Origin of the sequence: Acinetobacter sp. (assembly GCF_039596015.1) — a bacterium.
Classification (GTDB): domain Bacteria; phylum Pseudomonadota; class Gammaproteobacteria; order Pseudomonadales; family Moraxellaceae; genus Acinetobacter.
Genome location: NZ_JBCNKN010000003.1, coordinates 1 through 17579, shown reverse-complemented (window position 1 = coordinate 17579; position 17579 = coordinate 1). Strand labels below are relative to the sequence as shown.

Sequence of the window (17579 nt, the reverse complement as noted above, 5' to 3'; positions counted from 1 at the left end):
CCATTATTATTTTGATATGTACATCAATTCAATCTGAAAAAATTTTTATACTTGCCGAGTAATAACTCCATTTTTTATGTCTTAATTCAAGCAATTCCTATGCCAATATTTAAAATGTAAAAATCATCCTATTTGATTTAAAAACCATTTATTTTTGCACCATAAAATAACATTCAGTGCGTTTTATTTGATCACTATAGATGAAATAAATGCACCGCTCAACTGCTATTTGTGTTGTATCAGGGTTTCTCCATGTGGTTATAAATCTGCATTACTTAGAATAAGAAGCGAATCAGCGCTTGTATAAAATAATTTTTTAAATTATTACTTATGACAACTCTAAAAATATTTATAGTATTTTCAAATCAAATATAGATCAAAATAAGGTTTATAGCATGCAAGGTTATGACAAACTGTTCATTAATGGTCAATGGACTGCACCGAGTCACAATAAAACATTTGAGAGTATCGACCCAAGCAATGAAACCGTCATTGCCCACATTGCAGCAGCAGGTCAGCCCGATGTTGAGCTTGCAGTTCAGGCTGCACGTCAGGCCTTTGACCACGGTATTTGGTCGACACTGACAGGGAAACAACGTGCAACCTATTTACATGCCATTGCCACCGAAATCCGCAACAACCTAAAACATCTCGCAACACTTGAAGTTCTGGACAACGGCAAACCCTACCCCGAAGCCGAATGGGACATTAATGATGCTGCCGACTGCTTCGATTTTTATGCCGATTTAGCCGAAAAACTCGACCAAAACACCGAACAAGACATTGCCCTGCCCGATGCACGTTTTAGCAGCGTGGCGCGTAAAGAACCTGTCGGTGTTGCTTGTGCAATTATTCCATGGAACTATCCATTGCTCATGGCAGCATGGAAAGTTGCACCTGCACTTGCCGCAGGTTGTACTCTCATTTTAAAACCTGCTGAAGCCACTTCACTCACTGCCATTGAACTGGGACGAATTGCTGAAAAAATTCAACTTCCAGCTGGTGTACTCAACATTTTGACAGGTATTGGTAGCGAAATCGGCCCTCTATTAACCGAACATCCCGATATTGATAAAGTCGCATTTACAGGCAGCGTCCCTGTTGGTAAGGACATCATGCGAAGTGCTGCACAGCAGGTTAAAAACATCAGCCTAGAACTGGGTGGGAAATCTAGTTTTATCGTATTTGAGGACAGTGACCTTGAAGCTGCTGTGGAATGGATCATGTTCGGGATTTTTTGGAATCAGGGGCAGGTTTGCTCTGCAACTTCTCGGGTGCTGATTCATGAAGATATTTATGATGCGCTACTAAGTCGACTCAAAACAGAAGCACAAAACATCAAGATAGGTAATGGTTTGGAAGCGGATGTTAAACTTGGCCCTCTGGTGAATCAAAAACAATATAATCATGTTCTAAACGCCATCCAACGCGGCATTGATGATGGTGTCCCTCTCATTACGGGTGGCAAATGTCCTGATGGCTTTGAGAAAGGTTACTTTGTTGAACCGACCATTTTTGCTGATGTTCCAGAGAATCATCCGCTTTGGAATGAAGAGATTTTTGGCCCAGTGGTCAGTATTCGTCCTTTTAAAACCGAAAAAGAAGCCGTTGAAAGTGCCAACCGTTCTATTTTTGGTTTGGCTGGTGCGGTGATGTCCAAAGATATTGCCCGTTGTAACCGAGTGGCTCGTGCCTTACGTGCGGGAATTCTCTGGATTAACTGCTCACAACCCACCTTTACTCAAGCACCTTGGGGTGGCTATAAACAAAGTGGTATCGGGCGAGAACTTGGAGAATGGGGACTTGAAAACTACTTGGAAGTAAAGCAAATCACCAGTTACAATGCATCTGAACCGTGGGGTTGGTATCTCAAATAGTCTGGTTTTCGCTTTATTTTCGATATAAAAAATGACCTACTTGAGGTCATTTTTTAACGCTGCATAAAAATGCTTAGTCGTCATTGGTAATGAAAAAATATTCACGGTAATATTTTAATTCACGAATCGAGTCACGAATATCATCTAACGCCAAATGAGAGGCTTCTTTTTTCAAACCGCTCATAATTTCTGGACGCCAGCGTTTTGCCAACTCTTTTACCGATGACACGTCTAGGTTACGGTAATGAAAGAATTGTTCTAATTCAGGCATTAAGCGGTGCATAAAACGACGGTCTTGGCAAATTGAATTACCACACATTGGCGAGGCTTTTGCTGTCACCCATTTTTTCAAAAACTCTAGCGTTTGTACTTCGGCATCACGTGCGGTCAATTGACTACGGCGCACACGGTTAATTAATCCTGACTGTCCATGTTGGCGAGTGTTCCATTCATCCATCCCATTAATGATTTGGTCATTTTGATGAATCGCCAAAACTGGCCCTTCTGCTAGCACATTTAAATTGTCATCCGTAATAATGGTCGCAATTTCAATAATTTGATCGTTATCTGTATCAAGACCTGTCATTTCAAGGTCAATCCAAATTAAACGTGTTTCTGGGGTGCTAGCCATGTACTCAGTTCTTATCGGTTTAAAAATGTCAATATTAACAAATTTCTCGCTTCTTGGCTGTAATTTAAAAGCCCTTCATGCTATTTTGCCACTCTCTGATTCAGGTTTTAGGATATGAATGGCTCTCATCCGTAAACGTCGTCTAACTGAGCAACAACAACGACGTATTCAAAAACAGCACCAATCACGCCAAGAAGAAATCGATACTTCAAATGATCTTGAAGGGCTGGTTGTGCAACATTATGGTCGGCAGCTTGAAGTAAAAGCCTTATCTATTCCTGAACAACACCCGTCTGCACCTGTTCGTGTTGAAGGTGAGCCTGAACCGTTTTGGAAACCCATTGAACTCGGCAGTATTTGGCGTTGCCATACCCGCACCAACCTTGAACTTTTGGTGACAGGTGACCGTGTCAAATGGCAGGCAGACCCAAACACAGGTTTAGGGGTGATTACGGCCATCCATCCTCGTAGTTCCTTGTTGACACGTCCAGACCGCTACCACAAAGTGAAACCTGTGGCAGCCAATATCAGTTTAATTGTAGTGGTCTTCGCGCCATTGCCTGAGCCTGCGCCTATGCTGATTGACCGCTATCTGGTCGCTTGCAAAAATGCAGACATTCCAGCTTTACTGGTCATGAACAAAGCTGATTTACTTCAAGAAAATGACCCAATTCTTACCCTACTACAAGAATATCAAGACTTGGGTTATGACGTAATTCAAACCAGTGCCAAAGGTGATTTAACAGCGCTTTCGCAACGTCTTGAAGGTGAAACTGTGGCTTTTGTCGGGCAGTCTGGTGTAGGGAAAAGCTCGCTCATCAACACCATTGCACCGCATGCGCTGCAAAAAACCAATGTCATTTCTGAAAACTCGGCATTGGGACAACACACCACGACATCAACACGTCTGGTTGATTTTGGTGAAAATGGTGCCTTAATTGATTCACCGGGAATCCGAGAATTTGGTCTTTGGCATTTAAATTTAGATGCCGTTGAAGCGGGTTATCCTGAAATTGCAAACTTTTTGGGACAGTGCCAATTCCGTAACTGTACCCACAAAAACGAAAAGAACTGTGCTTTACAAAATGCCGTGACAACAGGCGACATTTTGCCACGTCGTTTAGACAGTTTCTTACGTTTATATGATGAAATTCAGGAAGCTCAACAAAAAAATTAATTTTGTTTGGGCTTTCCTCTTGAAGCGGTGATTTTGATCACTATTAATATAGGCTATACTCTAGCTCATTTAGAATGGTTATAAGGTGAATTAGTGGAACGTTGGTTTGAATTTATGGGGAATCACCCCTTTTTGTTTGGTGTTCTTGCCGTTCTTATTATTTTGTTCTTCGTTTTCGAAGGACAACGTAGTGGCCGTAAAATTTCTCCACAGTCCCTCGGTATTTTAGTTAAAGTTAAAAATGCCATCCTTATTGACTTACGTGATGCTAAAGATTTCCGCGAAGGTCATATCAGCGGTAGCCGTAATATTCCTTATAGCCAACTTTCAAGTCATATTGAAGAATTGAAAAGTTCAGATCGTCCTTTAGTGTTTATCTGCAATATCGGACAGGTCGCAGGCAGTGCCTTGCAACAAGTTGGACATAGAGATAGCTATCGTTTAGATGGTGGTGTTGCGAACTGGAAAGCTCAGGGTTTACCATTGGTAAAAGCTAAATCTTAACGTCAAAGAGGAGTTATCACATGGCTGAAGTTGTTATTTACTCAACAAGTGTTTGCCCATATTGCATCCGTGCCAAACAACTTCTTGAACGTAAAGGTGTTGCTTTTAAAGAAGTCAATCTTTCCAATGAAGCCCCTGAAGTACGTGTTGAATTAATGCAGCGTACAAATCATCGTACTGTGCCGCAAATTTTTATTAACGACCAATTTATTGGTGGTTTTGACCAGCTATACGCCTTAGAGCGTGATGGCAAATTAGACAACTTACTCGCATAATCTTACTGAATTAAGGATTTAAAAAATGAGTGAAGAACAACAAGTTCAACTCGCATTAGAACGTATTTATGTTAAAGATGCTTCTTTTGAGATTCCAGGCCCACAGGTTTTTACCAAAGAATGGCAGCCAGAACTCAATATCAATCTTTCATCTGCAGCAGAAAAAATTGATGCAAACCACTTTGAAGTGTCTTTAAAAGTGGTTGTTGAAGCACAAAATGCAGGCGAAACAGCATTTATCGTTGACGTGACACAATCTGGTATTTTCCTGATTGATGGCGTTGATGAAGACCGCCTACCATACATTTTAGGTGCGTATTGCCCAAATATTTTGTTCCCGTTCTTGCGTGAAGCAGTAAATGAGCTTGTAACAAAAGGCAGCTTCCCTCAATTGTTATTAACTCCAATTAACTTTGATGCAGAATTTGAAGCCAACATGCAACGTGCTCAAGCTGCGGCAGAAGGTCAGGCTTAATTCTTTTAAGTCCGATAAAGCGATCCTGATGGGTCGCTTTTTTTATACGTGATATTGGGGGCTTTCGTTACGCATTGCTTATAAAAAATCATGCAACTCCTGTTATGATAAAAATAAGATCCATGGAAAACCAGTAGCATAAGACAAGATTTATATTTTACCTTGCGATGGTTTCCCAAGAAGACCAACAAGAGGATATCGAATATTATGGCAAAATCTGCAAGCACTCCAACACGTCGCTTTCTCAAACTTGCAGGAATGACAGCAAGCATTGCCAGTAAAACAATCACGCATTCCATCCGCAACTTAACCTCAGATGATCAGGCAAAAACCTCAGCTAAAACTCAGCTTTTTCAGGATATTGGAATACAAATTGCTGAAACCTTGGGCGAAATGAAAGGCGCAGTCATGAAGGTCGGACAGATTGCCTCGCAATATAAAGATATTTTCCCACCCGAAGTCGCCAAAGCGATTGCCAAACTGCAACGCCAAGCCCCTGCTATGCCATTTTCAGACATTAAAGCACAAGTAGAAAATGCCTTAGGTCAGCCGCTCTCTAAAACATTCGCACATTTTGAAGAACAACCTTTTGCCGCAGCATCGATTGGACAAGTCCACCGCGCACAGTTACATACAGGTCAGCAAGTGGTCGTCAAAGTACAATACCCCGGTGTTGACGAAGCTTGTGCCAGTGACTTAAAACAGGTACGTTTAGCCCTGCGCATGATGGGTATGCTAAAAATCGACAAAGCCTTACAAGATCAGCTTTTTGCCGAAATTCAGGAAAGCTTGGACAATGAACTCAACTATGAAATTGAAGCGCAGAACCTAGAAATTGCCCGACAATTTCATCAGGCGATTGATTCAAAGATTATTATTCCTCAAGTATTTCATGAATACTCATCTCGGCATATTCTCACGCTCAGCATGGAAATGGGAGAATCCATTGAAACAGCAAGCACATGGGCAGAGCCTTTACGCAACCAGCTTGGCAGACGTTTGCTGCAAGCGATTGGACAAGAAATTTTCTATTTAAGGCGCTTTCATTGTGACCCACACCCTGGCAACTTTGCTTTCAGGGAAGATGGTTCGGTGATTATTTATGACTATGGCGGTGTTAAACTCCTATCTGAACACACCATACACGCCTATAGCACCTTAATCCAAGCGGCTCGTCGGGGTGATATTGTTGTTTTAGAACAACAATTACAACAACTTGCCGCAATTACGGAAACAGGAAAGTTCCCTGAAATTTTATATCGCCAATGGTTAGAAATCTTGCTACGTCCACTCACCACACCCTATAACTTTGAAGAAAACTCATCGCATCATGACGCGATTATTTTGGCAAAACAGTCGCTAAAATATTGGGATTTATTTAAACCCGCCCCTGATACGCTCATGGTCAACCGTACCGTTTCAGGACATTACTGGAATTTAATTCACCTAAAAGTCAATGATGATTTAAGTGATTTATTAGATGAAATTGTTCCAAAAATATAAGTGCTATTGACACTGGTTCAATATTTGAGCTAAAAGTAGTATACAAAGTGTCAACTGTTACCAATAAATTACATAAAACTTAAAGATTATCACATGATGAAACATGTTATATCCGTTAATTAATTTCCAATTAAGTTACGCGCTATAACCTCATCATTATTCAGAAGTCTAAGCATCCTTCCTCCACTTAGACTTCTTTTTTTGTGTGTAACACCTCGAAAATACTAAAAAACCGACTTCTCTTGCCTATCTTTAAATAGGCAATTATGCTCTTTGGAAAATTTAACCCCTTAGAGGCAAAAATGGCACAAACTCTTTTAGCGCAACTCAAAGCAGAACAAGCTCAATTTAAAGATGTGATCGCATATATCGAACAGCATTTTGACTTTCATCCGACTGCATTTAAAAATGGTGCTCAGCTCAATGCTGCAACTGAAAACCAAGGCAGTGCTAAAGTATTTTCTTTTGCCCAACTGCAAGGTTTAAATCAAGCAGACACCTTGGCTCTATTTGCTGAACATTATGCAGCAGTGCTTGCAACCCCTGAAGCGACAGACCATCAAAATATTCGTCAGTTCATGCAACATGGTTGGTCTGGTATTGCCTTTGAAGGGCAAGCATTAACCGCAAAAGCTTAAACTGTATTGCTGTATGAATAGCTTAGCTTGCGTTATCTACGAAAATAAACAAGCTAGGTAAAGAATACAAATGATAAAACTTCAATCTATTTTCAAAAAACAGGTATTGATGACCTGTTTTTTGGTTTTTATGCGCTCTGCCCAAGTGAGCCATATTCAATTGGAACTTTGATATAAAATAAAGAAAAAGCCTGTTGTTGCAACAAGGTAAATAACTGCTGACTTTGCTGCTCATTTACAATAATTTCAACTTGAATTGGCTGGTCTGATAATTCAAAAAAATGGATTGAATGGTACTCATCATCTCGACCAATACCTGCAATCGCACTGGTCACGGTTGCGCCATGAATCTGAAGTTGCTTCACACAATCTATAAGCCATTGAAACAAGGCTTTTCCCTGATACTGCCGTTTTTGTTCCATATAAAATTTAATAAGATAACCCTTCATCTTGTTCTCCTTATTTTTTTAATGCGCTGTTAACCAGTGATAGCTTGCGATACCGAGCACCGTACACAACAAAGAACCCAATAAATGAATGGCGATGGCAAGACATGCAACACTAAATCGACCATTTTGTAATAGTGTCACAATTTCGACCGAGAAAGTTGAAAATGTGGTGAGCCCACCACAAAAGCCTGTCACTAAAAATAACTTATAATTGGGACTTAATGCACTTTGTGAAAAAAAGGCAATAGCGAAACCAATAATGAAGCCGCCAACCAAATTCACCACAACTGTACCTAGCGGAATATCTGGATAAATTGCATTGAGTTTTAAGCCCACGAACCATCGTGCCCAACCACCTAGTATTGAACCTATCGCAATTGCAAATAACGGATAAAACATCAAACGCTCCTTTAGAACTTGGCTAAAAGAGTACGACAATGATCAGTGAAGTTTTTGAAATCACAGCGCACTCAACAGAGATTGACCCAGAGTACGTGCATAGACCTACGTTCCCTGTGATCAAGGATAACGTAGGCATCATCAGCCGAACGGCGGTTTGTGCAAGGAGGAATGCCATCTCCCGAACCTTTATGTTAATTCATCCTAAATTCACTTGCACATTGTTTTTATCGATTATTCGGGACGCTCTGCATACTGTGGTCGCTGATCACAAATGTCATCCCACTCTGCCTTATAAGCAGTAAAAATATGTAGGGTTGGTTTTTGTGTTAATGGCGTATCCAACGTACCTAAACGCAGGCGATAGAGGTCTGGCGTTTCCTGCTTAATGCTAATAATCGGTGAGCCACATTCCGCACAAAAACAGCGTTGTGTGGTCGGAGTCGATTGATATTTTTTAAGAAGGTGCTCACCTTGTACAATTTTAAAATCTGCAACTTTAATCGGGGCATTGGTCGCATAAGCCGTACCGTTTGCTTTTCGGCAACGCTGGCAATGGCATTCGACAATATCCCCTATTTTTCCGTGGATTTCATAGCGAATTCCCTGACACAAACAACTTCCCTGATAAACCTCTGCCATCACATTGTTCCTTTACTGTTATTTTGAACCTTAGCTTAGCAAGCTTTTGGGGCATTTACCTTAAATATTGATCAACCCCATGTCCTGCAATACGTCCTGTGGCAAAACAGGCTGTAAGCAAATAGCCACCCGTTGGCGCATCCCAATCGAGCATTTCCCCACAGCAAAAAATGGCAGGGTTTTGTTTAAGCTGTAAATGTTCAGTCAAGGCTTGCGGCTGCACGCCACCTGCACAACTAATCGCTTCTTCAATCGGTCTAAAGCCAGTTAAACCTACTTGAAGATGTTTAATTTGATGTACAAGTTGTTGAGGTTGTGTCCAAAGTGATTTATCCACCAACTCACGGACTAAACTTGCTTTTGCGTTGTCTAGCCCTGCTTTACGCCAAAGGTTCGACAGCGATTGCTTTTTATTGGGCTGTAATTTTTTCTCTAATTCTTTTTCGGAAAGATCAGGCAATAAATCAAGAAATAAAGTCATTTTTCCTGTTTGCTGCTGTACCCGCAATGCCCGATTGAAGCGATAAATCAGCCCACTTTCTAATCCATAATGGCTAATCACCACATCGCCCATACTGGCAGAATTCGGCTCAACCCATGCTTTAATACGCTTTAACGGCTGGCCGAATACAGGCTTCATATAGTCTGACCATGTTCGCTCAACGCCAGCATTACTCGGCTGAAATGGTGCTATCGTGTCGGCTTTTAACCAGTTTTGCCAAGCACCATCACTGCCTAACTGCGGCCATGACACCGCGCCACAAGCCAAAACAATCGCATCAAAAGCCATTGTTTGAACGCTTTGATCTGTGCCTTGCTTAATCTGTTGAACACTTAAAACATTACCCTGCACATCCAAACAACGATGCCGATAATGAAACTGAACCCCATGCTCCACAAGGCGTTTCAGCCATGCACGTAATAATGGGGCGGCTTTCATTTCTAGCGGGAAAATACGTCCAGATGTTCCAATATAAGCCGTAATGCCTAAGCCCTGCATCCACGTTTGAATCCAGTTTGCATCGTATTGACGCACCCACGGTGCAAGCCAATCTGCGCGGTCATAACGGGCAATAAACTGTTCAATTTCTTCAGCATGAGAAATATTAAGACCCGTCTTACCCGCCATTAAAAATTTTCGAGCTGCCGATGGCATTTGCTCATAAACATGGATGTCATAATTGGCACATTGGCTTAACACTTCAGCAGCCATTAAACCTGCTGGCCCTGCCCCTACAATGGCAACGGTTTTGCGCTTCATGTAGCGGCTTGTCCTAATAACGGCTGAAACGCATCAAATCGGGTTTGATAAGTCGCAGGTTTACGAATAATCAACTGCTGACACAATTCACCCCGTTGTAAATATTTCACTTCAAAATGGGTACGTGCCGAATCCGATGCAATCACCTGTTTTTCATATGGTAATTGCCATACTTGTTTGAGTTGTTGTTCTGCTTCTTCGATATATTCAGGAATATTACTCGCCAATGTAATCTGCCCTTCGGACTGTAACCGAGACAGAATAAACTCAAAAAATGGCATATTTAACCAACGCTGTGCGGGGTTATGTGGCTCAGGATTGGGATATAAAATAAAAAACTGTTCGACCTGTGCAGGATATAAAGCATGCGTGATCCACGGTAACGCATCGGCATGTACAGGATGTAGCGATAAACTCGGTTCAAGCTGATGTTGCTTTTGCATGGCATCAAATTTTTCTTTGGTACGTTCAATCGCATACAAAGTCGTCTGTGGATGTTGCTGACTAAACAACACGGCATGTTTACCTTTTCCTGCCCCAATTTCAACGGCAATCGGTGTGTTTTCAATGGCTTGGAAATTTCGAGGGGCAACCATGCGTTGTGCCTGAAATTGACGAATTTGCATAATCAGATCAAACTAGTAGACAAGTAGCGTAAGTCTAGCAAAGAGTAGATATAAATGCCTACTCTCTCTATTGAAAGGAAGATTGAAGTATGACCCAAGTTAAGGTATTTCCTTGTCCCCGTTGTGGCGAACCGAGCCAATGGCAAGACAATCCATTTCGTCCTTTTTGTTCAGAACGCTGCAAACTCATAGACTTAGGTGCATGGGCAAGCGGAGAATATCGCTTACCGACTCAGGATGCACCGCAACAGGCGAAAGGTAGCCAGCATGAAGATGATTATGAGGACTAGCCTGCTTTACCCGCAACAAAAGGATTAAACTGTTTTTCGTGCCCAATGGTACTGATTGGGCCATGCCCTGAAATAAACTGTGTTTCATCTGGCAAACTAAAACATTCACGGCGAATCGAATCTAATAATTGTTGATGGTTGCCTTTTGGAAAGTCAGTACGGCCAATTGAACCTTTAAACAGCACATCGCCTGTCCATAAAATCTGGTTTTCAGCGTTATAGAACATCACATGGCCGGGTGTATGTCCCGGCGCAAAACGCACCTCAAATTGATGCTCACCAAGGTTTAATGTTTCACCGCCATGTAGCCACTGCGTTACATCTACTTTTTCTGGAATTGGAAATCCATAACGAGCAGAAACATCCTGTAAGGCATCTAACCAAAACTGATCATCAGGATGTGGCCCAACCACAGGCACATTCCAGACTTTTGCCAATGCACCGACAGCCCCAACATGGTCAAGGTGTCCATGGGTAATCCATAAAGCTTTGACATTTAAGCCTAACGCTTCAACCACTTGCTGTAGCTTTTCAGGTTCACCACCTGCATCCACCAAAACGGCATCCAGACTTTCACTGTCCCACACAATTGAACAATTTTGAGCAAATGCCGTGACAGGGACAATTTTAATTTGCAACATTCAATAAAGTCCTATTCAAGCGTAAGTTTAAGTGCATCTAAATGCGCTGAAAGTAAATGTTCAAAAAGCTTTAAATGCAGCGGCTGAGCATTTAATGCAGGAATATAAGCATAATCTTGTCCACCAGCTTGCTTAAACAGATCTGCATTTTGCAATGCCAGTTCTTCGAGTGTTTCCAGACAATCTGCTGAGAATGCAGGACTCATAATCTGTACCGACTTCACGCCCTGTTGTGCCCATTCAGCTAATAGAACATCGGTATAAGGTTTCACCCATTCCTGCTTGCCAAAACGAGACTGAAAGCTAATTGCCCATTGATCTTCTTTTAAACCTAGCACCTGTGCCAAAAGTTGTGCTGTTTTATGGCAGCGTTCAGGGTATGGATCGCCCTTTTTGGCATACGGCACAGGAATACCATGAAAGGACATCAATAGTTTTTCAGCCTGACCATGTTGTTGCTGAAATTGACGCACACTTTCAGCCAATGCCTGAATATAAAGCGGATGCTGATAATAGTCCCGAATGAGGGTCAGCCCCGGTAAATTACGCTGTGTTTTGACCCAGTTTGCCACAATGTCATATTGTGGTGCGGTAGAAGTTGCTGAATATTGAGGGAACAGCGGCAATAAAATGATGTGTTCCTGTGGCGTAAGCTGCTTTAAACATTCTGTTAAACCAGAGGAGCCATAGCTCATTGCCCCAACAACATTCAAATCAAATTCTGGATATTGTTCAATTAAATGCGTTTTTACTGCTTCAACTTGTGCAGATAAAATTTCCCGCATTGGAGAGGCTTTTTCACCCCAAATACTTTGATAGGCATGGGCAACCCGCTTAGGGCGAAATGGCAAAATAAAAGCACGTAAAATAATTTGCCAAAGGAATCTTGGAATTTCAATCACACGTGGGTCTGATAAAAATTCTTTTAGAAAGCGACGCACCTCTATGGTTGTTGGCGCATCAGGTGTTCCCAGATTGGCTAAAATTACGGTAACTTTTGGTTTTTCCACACGAAACCCATACTGTTCAAAAATCTAGTGTTTCTAATCTACCCTGTTCAGGCACTGAAAGAAACTCAATCTTGATGTGTTTTTTCTATCAAAAAAATTTAAAAACACAATGTTATTATTTAAGGTCTGCTGATATTGGCTTGATACAATGTCAACAAACCGATCTTCCATCCAAATTATTGTTTTTCAAAACCAGCAGCACTTTCAACTATAGCTTTACCTTTTTCAGTCAATTGCCACAATGCTCTATGGCGGTCATCTTTACCAATAGGCACCAGCCAGTTATTGGTTCTCAAGATATTTTTAATATGATGTAAGTCTCTAAAATTAATCTGCGAACGTGCAACAGCATGTGCCCTTGGCATCGTTACTTTGGCAATCTCTAAACCTGTTTCATTTAAAAATTCATTTAACCGCAGCACAAAATAATCTTCAGGGCTTGGATTTGTAAACGTCGCTGCGAAAATGCCAAGCAAAGCTTTCCACGATAATTCACGTTCTAATCTTAACTCTTTAAAATGCCCATCCTGATAGGCTTGCACCTGATAGCCCAAAGTATAGAGATCCTGTGCTTTGACATTCGGCTGTTTCAGACTTAGTTCCAAAGTTTTCTGAGCCAGTTCACTTTCCAGAAATTTAATTTTGTCACTAAGTTCCTGCATTTGCGGCACAACATTCACCTGCTGATAACGCACCCAACCTTGTGCTGAAAACCGTCTTAATAATGTCAACATCTGAGAACGAACAGCAAGTTCTAGCTCTCGTAAGCTACTGAACTCGACCACAATCGGGACTTCTTGTACCAAGGTTTCACGAAAGGCTCGATATTTTTCCTGATTTTTTAACGATTCAGCAGTATTTTGCGTGCCTGTTGGTGTTTGAAGAAAGGCAATCATCGGTTTTTGTTTGGTGACTGCATAAATATACTCAAGCTGCATATAACTGACACCCGACATCGACAATTCACCGTACTGATTTCCCAACAGTAAGGCAACATAGTCACATTCATCGATTTGTCGACGTGCCAGTGTGGTGCTTAATGGCGTTCTTTGCCCCAGCCCCCATGCAAAAAAGCCCATGCCCACCAAAGTTTGACATAGCGCTTGGCGTTCCGCCTGCATGTCTAAACCAGAGGTAGAAATAAATATTTGATATTTTTTATCGTTTGTTGCCATATCGAAAGCCGCTTATTCTGGTTTTACCCAACTTCAATGATGATTACAGGCTGAAAAATTATCTATTTATATAGAACTTGTTGACCTACATGTATCTGTAGCTACGGCTATTTTTTTAAGTATTTCATGATCATAATAATAAAATTTAGTCATTTTTAATAAATGATTATTCACAAAAAACACTCAAATAGCCAAGTTAAGGATTATGGCAACAGCCTCTAAAACTCTGATTATTTTTTTCTATCTGAATATTATCAATACCCCAATAAAAAGAATCACAATCCATTTTTTTCAAGATTTAGAGAGATACATCTCATTTTTCAGCATTGTCCACAATATTTGCAATATTCCACTTTAAATGCAATGGCATAAGATGCTGAATCACAGCTTTTGCTGCATTGGCATTACCACCACTCACATAACATTCTATTTGTACCCGCCCCGAAGGTTCAACGTCATTCAGCAAACCATTTTTCGACAAAATCCGAGATGTTTGTCGTGCAACGGCAACACCAGAATCCACCATTTTTAATTGCGAACCATACAGTTGTTCAATGGCTAATTTTAAAAAAGGATAATGGGTACAACCTAAAACCAAATGATCTGCCCCCTGATCAACGGCTGGCTGTAAAATCTTTTTCAATAATTCCAAACAATAAGCAGACATTTGCTGCCCAGCTTCAATCAGTGGCACAAGCTCAAGACATGTGATCGGAATCATCTTGACACCAAGTGGTTCTGCAAATTTATGAACGACATCTTTAATCAGTTGCCCACGAAATGTTGCGGGCGTTGCCAAAACAGCAACTACTTTACTTTTACTTTGCAAAACAGCAGGTTTTAATGCTGGAACCAAACCAATAATCGGAAAATGCGCACCATAATGGTCACGTAAATAATCCAGACTAAAAGCCGATGCCGTATTACAGGCAACCACCACAGCCTTACAGCCTTGTTGGTATAACCAATCAATTCCCTGAGCCGTTAAGCGTCGAATATCTTCACCTGTTCGTGGCCCATAGGGAACATGTGCGGTGTCGGCAAAATAGATGAATCGCTCCTTGGGTAAATATTGTGCTATTTCCTGTGCAACCGAAAGCCCTCCAATGCCAGAGTCAAAGATGCCTATCGGTGCTTGAGCATCGGGATACGATTGTATTTGAGTGTCTGTCATTTTGAGTTGTGTCAGTGCCATGATCGAGCTACATATTTTAGATCAGAGGATGCTGTAAAGCTTAAACCTCAACCGTTGAAATGCAAGTGGTAATCACCACTTTGCAGTAATAAAATGGTACGTCCATCGCTATTTTCAAGCAATTCGCCATAATCAATCAGATGATAAAAACACGCCCGTTGAATCAAGGCATTCATCCCAAATCGTACATGCACATACGGACGTTGTTCACCTGCATATTCCCGAAAGAAAATTGGATGTTGTTCATCCACAATTACAATATCCTGATTGGTCGTGGTGAATTGTAAATAGGTTTGCCCCGCAATCTGAACCTGATCAATCTGATCTACCTGTAACGGCTCGTCTTCCACCTCAATTTCAATTTGTTCGGCAGGTGTTTTCAAATAAAACCTGTCGTTTTCTTTCCACAACACACTTGAAAATAAGTCAATCAAACTTTGTCGGTTTATTTTTTGCCCTTCATGCCACCATTCACCATTGGCTTTGATTTGTAAATCCATTTTTCCGCAATGTGTTGGATGCCATTGTGCTAAGGGGGGGATCACTCTTTTGTGACCGTGCTGTCCATCTTTTAAGTATTGAGTAATCTGTTCAAAATTTTTATTATCCATTTGTGTTGTTTTTTTACTCATATCGGGAAAAAACTTTTGTTTTACCATCGCTTTTATGCCTTATTTGACAGAAAATACACACCTCTCAGCCAATCACACTGAGAATGGTTATATTCTATACTAACCAAAATTTTCTTAGACACGTTAGCACGTTTTGTGTCTACAGCAACAGAACACTCATGGCAGCACCATTACTTTGATTTTGGTTGCCACCTTTAGCAGTATGAGGAGTCCTACATGGAGCACATCGAACGCGAATCGATGGAGTTTGACGTCGTCATTGTTGGCGCAGGCCCCGCGGGTCTATCCGCAGCAATTAAAATTCGTCAATTAGCAATTGAACATAACCTAAATGACCTCTCTGTCTGTGTGGTCGAAAAAGGCTCTGAAGTAGGCGCACATATCTTGTCTGGTGCTGTGCTTGAACCACGTGCTTTAAACGAGTTATTTCCAAACTGGAAAGAAGATGGTGCACCATTAAATGTACCTGTTACCGAAGACAAAACATTCTTTTTGATGTCTGAAACCGATGCCAAAGAAGCGCCGCACTGGATGGTACCTAAAACCATGCACAATGATGGCAACTATGTGGTGTCATTAGGCAATGTGGTTCGTTGGTTAGGTCAAAAAGCTGAAGAACTAGAAGTTTCTGTTTTCCCAGGCTTTGCTGCTGCCGAAGTGCTTTATCATGAAGATGGTACAGTAAAAGGTATTCAAACTGGTGACATGGGCATTGGTAAAGATGGTCAACCGACAGGCAACTTTGCCCCAGGTTATGAACTTCATGCCAAATATACGCTGTTTGCTGAAGGTTGCCGTGGTCACTTGGGTAAACGCCTGATTGCCAAATATAACCTCGACCAACAGGCTGATCCACAGCACTACGGTATTGGGATTAAAGAGCTTTGGGAAATTGACCCTGCCAAACATAAAGAAGGTTTGGTCATGCACGGTACAGGCTGGCCTTTATCTGAAACAGGTTCTGCTGGTGGTTGGTGGCTTTATCATGCCGAAAATAACCAAGTTACTTTGGGTATGATTATTGACCTGTCTTATGAAAATCCTCACATGTTCCCGTTTATGGAAATGCAACGCTGGAAAACACATCCACTCATTAAACAATATCTTGAAGGTGGTAAACGGATTTCTTATGGCGCACGTGCGGTTGTTAAAGGTGGTCTAAACTCACTTCCTAAACTCACGTTTGCTGGTGGTTGCCTAATTGGTGATGACGCAGGTTTCTTAAACTTTGCTAAAATCAAAGGCTCACACACAGCCATGAAATCAGGCATGCTTTGCGGTGAAGCCGTCTTTGAAGCGATTGCGCAAGGTGTAGAAAAAGGTGGCGACCTTGCAATTGCACGTGTAACTGAAGGCGAAGACTTCTTCGCCAAAGAATTAACTGCTTACACAGACAAATTCAATAATAGCTGGTTAAAAGAAGAGTTACATAACGCACGTAACTTTGGCCCTGCTATGCATAAATTTGGTACGTGGTTCGGTGGTGCATTTAACTTTATCGATCAAAATGTCTTTAAAGTTCCTTTTACACTGCACGATTTGGTACAGGACTTCTCTGCCCTCAAGCCTGTCAATGCCGTGAACTTCAAACCAAACTATCAAAAACCAGATGGCAAATTAACCTTTGACCGTTTATCTTCAGTATTTATTTCAAATACAGTGCATGAAGAAAACCAGCCATCACATTTGAAATTGACCGATGCCTCTATTCCAGTCAATGTCAATTTACCAACATGGGATGAACCTGCTCAGCGTTATTGCCCTGCGGGTGTGTATGAAATCGTTGAAGAAAATGACGGTGCAAAACGCTTCCAGATTAATGCTGCAAACTGTGTGCATTGTAAAACCTGTGATATTAAAGACCCATCACAGAATATTACTTGGGTTGCACCTGAAGGTGGCGGTGGGCCGAACTATCCAAATATGTAACAAAGTCGCCTTCGTTGCAAAAGCATAGAATTCGCTTCTATCGTAAGAACTTAACTCGGTTTAATCTAGATTAGACCGAGTTTTTTTTCATATCTAGACGTATTAAACCCCTAACAAAATGTACAAATGAATAAAAAATTTATCTCTTATTTATTTTCTCTTATTACAGTTCATTATTTTTTAGATGGATTACTCTAAATTTTATTTTATATATTAAATACTTAAATTTATTTTTTATAAATTATATTAA

General features: G+C 41.1%; 20 protein-coding genes and 1 riboswitch. Of the genes, 9 read left to right on the top strand and 11 right to left on the bottom strand.

Translation table 11 applies throughout. The features are described 5' to 3' along the window. Positions 1 to 395 precede the first annotated feature (395 nt). Positions 396 to 1877: an aldehyde dehydrogenase family protein gene (locus tag ABDV70_RS03680; RefSeq protein WP_343595531.1), complete on the top strand. Its 1482-nt coding sequence runs from the start codon at positions 396 to 398 to the stop codon at positions 1875 to 1877. Between the two features lie 73 nt (positions 1878 to 1950). Here the strand turns inward: ABDV70_RS03680 and orn are convergent, their stop codons facing one another. Then, positions 1951 to 2508: an oligoribonuclease gene (gene orn, locus ABDV70_RS03675; protein ID WP_343595530.1), complete on the bottom strand. Its 558-nt coding sequence runs from the start codon at positions 2506 to 2508 to the stop codon at positions 1951 to 1953. A gap of 118 nt (positions 2509 to 2626) precedes the next feature. On the opposite strand from orn, the gene rsgA reads away from it, so the two are divergent. From rsgA to ABDV70_RS03645, 6 genes are all read left to right on the top strand, one after another. After that, positions 2627 to 3685: a ribosome small subunit-dependent GTPase A gene (rsgA, locus tag ABDV70_RS03670; protein ID WP_343595529.1), complete on the top strand. Its 1059-nt coding sequence runs from the start codon at positions 2627 to 2629 to the stop codon at positions 3683 to 3685. Between the two features lie 93 nt (positions 3686 to 3778). Continuing rightward, positions 3779 to 4189 (top strand): rhodanese-like domain-containing protein, encoded by a 411-nt coding sequence (locus ABDV70_RS03665; RefSeq protein WP_343595528.1) that lies wholly within the window; start codon positions 3779 to 3781, stop codon positions 4187 to 4189. Between the two features lie 20 nt (positions 4190 to 4209). Next, on the top strand, positions 4210 to 4464 hold the full coding sequence (gene grxC / locus ABDV70_RS03660; protein ID WP_343595526.1) for a glutaredoxin 3: 255 nt from the start codon (positions 4210 to 4212) through the stop codon (positions 4462 to 4464). A 25-nt stretch (positions 4465 to 4489) separates the two neighbouring features. Then, entirely contained in the window at positions 4490 to 4939 is a 450-nt protein-coding gene (gene secB / locus ABDV70_RS03655) for a protein-export chaperone SecB (RefSeq protein WP_343595524.1), read from the top strand. Positions 4940 to 5146: 207 nt separating this feature from the next. Further along, the gene (locus ABDV70_RS03650) at positions 5147 to 6442 is read left to right on the top strand and encodes an AarF/ABC1/UbiB kinase family protein (RefSeq protein WP_343595522.1); all 1296 of its coding nucleotides are present in this window, start codon (positions 5147 to 5149) and stop codon (positions 6440 to 6442) included. A 302-nt stretch (positions 6443 to 6744) separates the two neighbouring features. Beyond that, positions 6745 to 7080: a HopJ type III effector protein gene (locus ABDV70_RS03645; protein ID WP_343595520.1), complete on the top strand. Its 336-nt coding sequence runs from the start codon at positions 6745 to 6747 to the stop codon at positions 7078 to 7080. Between the two features lie 128 nt (positions 7081 to 7208). On the opposite strand, the gene ABDV70_RS03640 is transcribed toward ABDV70_RS03645, so the two are convergent. From ABDV70_RS03640 to ABDV70_RS03620, 5 genes are all read right to left on the bottom strand, one after another. Then, a complete protein-coding gene (locus ABDV70_RS03640) occupies positions 7209 to 7529 on the bottom strand; it encodes a DUF190 domain-containing protein (protein WP_343595518.1) in 321 nt (106 codons plus the stop codon). 18 nt (positions 7530 to 7547) lie between these two features. Continuing rightward, on the bottom strand, positions 7548 to 7928 hold the full coding sequence (crcB, locus tag ABDV70_RS03635; RefSeq protein ID WP_343595516.1) for a fluoride efflux transporter CrcB: 381 nt from the start codon (positions 7926 to 7928) through the stop codon (positions 7548 to 7550). Positions 7929 to 8053: 125 nt separating this feature from the next. Beyond that, positions 8054 to 8119, bottom strand: a riboswitch (Fluoride riboswitch). A gap of 43 nt (positions 8120 to 8162) precedes the next feature. After that, entirely contained in the window at positions 8163 to 8570 is a 408-nt protein-coding gene (locus ABDV70_RS03630; protein WP_343595514.1) for a GFA family protein, read from the bottom strand. Between the two features lie 55 nt (positions 8571 to 8625). Beyond that, positions 8626 to 9831, bottom strand: a complete 1206-nt coding sequence (locus ABDV70_RS03625; protein ID WP_343595512.1) for a TIGR03862 family flavoprotein — start codon at positions 9829 to 9831, stop codon at positions 8626 to 8628. Next, entirely contained in the window at positions 9828 to 10463 is a 636-nt protein-coding gene (locus ABDV70_RS03620; protein ID WP_343595939.1) for an SAM-dependent methyltransferase, read from the bottom strand. The genes ABDV70_RS03625 and ABDV70_RS03620 overlap by 4 nt, the downstream gene beginning before the upstream one ends. An 83-nt stretch (positions 10464 to 10546) precedes the next feature. Between ABDV70_RS03620 and ABDV70_RS03615 the strand changes: the two genes are divergently transcribed. Continuing rightward, a complete protein-coding gene (locus ABDV70_RS03615) occupies positions 10547 to 10747 on the top strand; it encodes a DNA gyrase inhibitor YacG (RefSeq protein ID WP_343595510.1) in 201 nt (66 codons plus the stop codon). On the opposite strand, the gene ABDV70_RS03610 is transcribed toward ABDV70_RS03615, so the two are convergent. The 5 genes from ABDV70_RS03610 to ABDV70_RS03590 form a co-directional block, all read right to left on the bottom strand. Beyond that, on the bottom strand, positions 10744 to 11388 hold the full coding sequence (locus ABDV70_RS03610; protein WP_343595508.1) for an MBL fold metallo-hydrolase: 645 nt from the start codon (positions 11386 to 11388) through the stop codon (positions 10744 to 10746). The genes ABDV70_RS03615 and ABDV70_RS03610 overlap by 4 nt on opposite strands. 11 nt (positions 11389 to 11399) lie before the next feature. Further along, the gene (gene hemH, locus ABDV70_RS03605) at positions 11400 to 12398 is read right to left on the bottom strand and encodes a ferrochelatase (protein ID WP_343595506.1); all 999 of its coding nucleotides are present in this window, start codon (positions 12396 to 12398) and stop codon (positions 11400 to 11402) included. Between the two features lie 176 nt (positions 12399 to 12574). Next, positions 12575 to 13573, bottom strand: coding sequence for a DUF4062 domain-containing protein (locus tag ABDV70_RS03600; RefSeq protein WP_343595504.1), 999 nt, complete (start codon positions 13571 to 13573; stop codon positions 12575 to 12577). Positions 13574 to 13886: 313 nt separating this feature from the next. Beyond that, the gene (gene murI / locus ABDV70_RS03595) at positions 13887 to 14768 is read right to left on the bottom strand and encodes a glutamate racemase (protein WP_343595502.1); all 882 of its coding nucleotides are present in this window, start codon (positions 14766 to 14768) and stop codon (positions 13887 to 13889) included. Between the two features lie 47 nt (positions 14769 to 14815). Continuing rightward, on the bottom strand, positions 14816 to 15427 hold the full coding sequence (locus ABDV70_RS03590; RefSeq protein WP_343595500.1) for a DUF1285 domain-containing protein: 612 nt from the start codon (positions 15425 to 15427) through the stop codon (positions 14816 to 14818). A gap of 189 nt (positions 15428 to 15616) precedes the next feature. Between ABDV70_RS03590 and ABDV70_RS03585 the strand changes: the two genes are divergently transcribed. Next, on the top strand, positions 15617 to 17329 hold the full coding sequence (locus ABDV70_RS03585) for an electron transfer flavoprotein-ubiquinone oxidoreductase (protein ID WP_343595498.1): 1713 nt from the start codon (positions 15617 to 15619) through the stop codon (positions 17327 to 17329). Positions 17330 to 17579: the final 250 nt, after the last annotated feature.

Coding starts and splice junctions, on each gene's coding strand:
- crcB (WP_343595516.1), bottom strand. CDS start 7,928: ATGTTTTATCCGTTATTTGCAATTGCGATAGGTTCAATACTAGGTGGT.
- ABDV70_RS03650 (WP_343595522.1), top strand. CDS start 5,147: ATGGCAAAATCTGCAAGCACTCCAACACGTCGCTTTCTCAAACTTGCA.
- ABDV70_RS03600 (WP_343595504.1), bottom strand. CDS start 13,573: ATGGCAACAAACGATAAAAAATATCAAATATTTATTTCTACCTCTGGT.
- murI (WP_343595502.1), bottom strand. CDS start 14,768: ATGGCACTGACACAACTCAAAATGACAGACACTCAAATACAATCGTAT.
- ABDV70_RS03610 (WP_343595508.1), bottom strand. CDS start 11,388: ATGTTGCAAATTAAAATTGTCCCTGTCACGGCATTTGCTCAAAATTGT.
- ABDV70_RS03640 (WP_343595518.1), bottom strand. CDS start 7,529: ATGAAGGGTTATCTTATTAAATTTTATATGGAACAAAAACGGCAGTAT.
- grxC (WP_343595526.1), top strand. CDS start 4,210: ATGGCTGAAGTTGTTATTTACTCAACAAGTGTTTGCCCATATTGCATC.
- secB (WP_343595524.1), top strand. CDS start 4,490: ATGAGTGAAGAACAACAAGTTCAACTCGCATTAGAACGTATTTATGTT.
- ABDV70_RS03615 (WP_343595510.1), top strand. CDS start 10,547: ATGACCCAAGTTAAGGTATTTCCTTGTCCCCGTTGTGGCGAACCGAGC.
- ABDV70_RS03680 (WP_343595531.1), top strand. CDS start 396: ATGCAAGGTTATGACAAACTGTTCATTAATGGTCAATGGACTGCACCG.
- orn (WP_343595530.1), bottom strand. CDS start 2,508: ATGGCTAGCACCCCAGAAACACGTTTAATTTGGATTGACCTTGAAATG.
- ABDV70_RS03590 (WP_343595500.1), bottom strand. CDS start 15,427: ATGGTAAAACAAAAGTTTTTTCCCGATATGAGTAAAAAAACAACACAA.
- ABDV70_RS03630 (WP_343595514.1), bottom strand. CDS start 8,570: ATGGCAGAGGTTTATCAGGGAAGTTGTTTGTGTCAGGGAATTCGCTAT.
- ABDV70_RS03625 (WP_343595512.1), bottom strand. CDS start 9,831: ATGAAGCGCAAAACCGTTGCCATTGTAGGGGCAGGGCCAGCAGGTTTA.
- ABDV70_RS03645 (WP_343595520.1), top strand. CDS start 6,745: ATGGCACAAACTCTTTTAGCGCAACTCAAAGCAGAACAAGCTCAATTT.
- ABDV70_RS03585 (WP_343595498.1), top strand. CDS start 15,617: ATGGAGCACATCGAACGCGAATCGATGGAGTTTGACGTCGTCATTGTT.
- rsgA (WP_343595529.1), top strand. CDS start 2,627: ATGGCTCTCATCCGTAAACGTCGTCTAACTGAGCAACAACAACGACGT.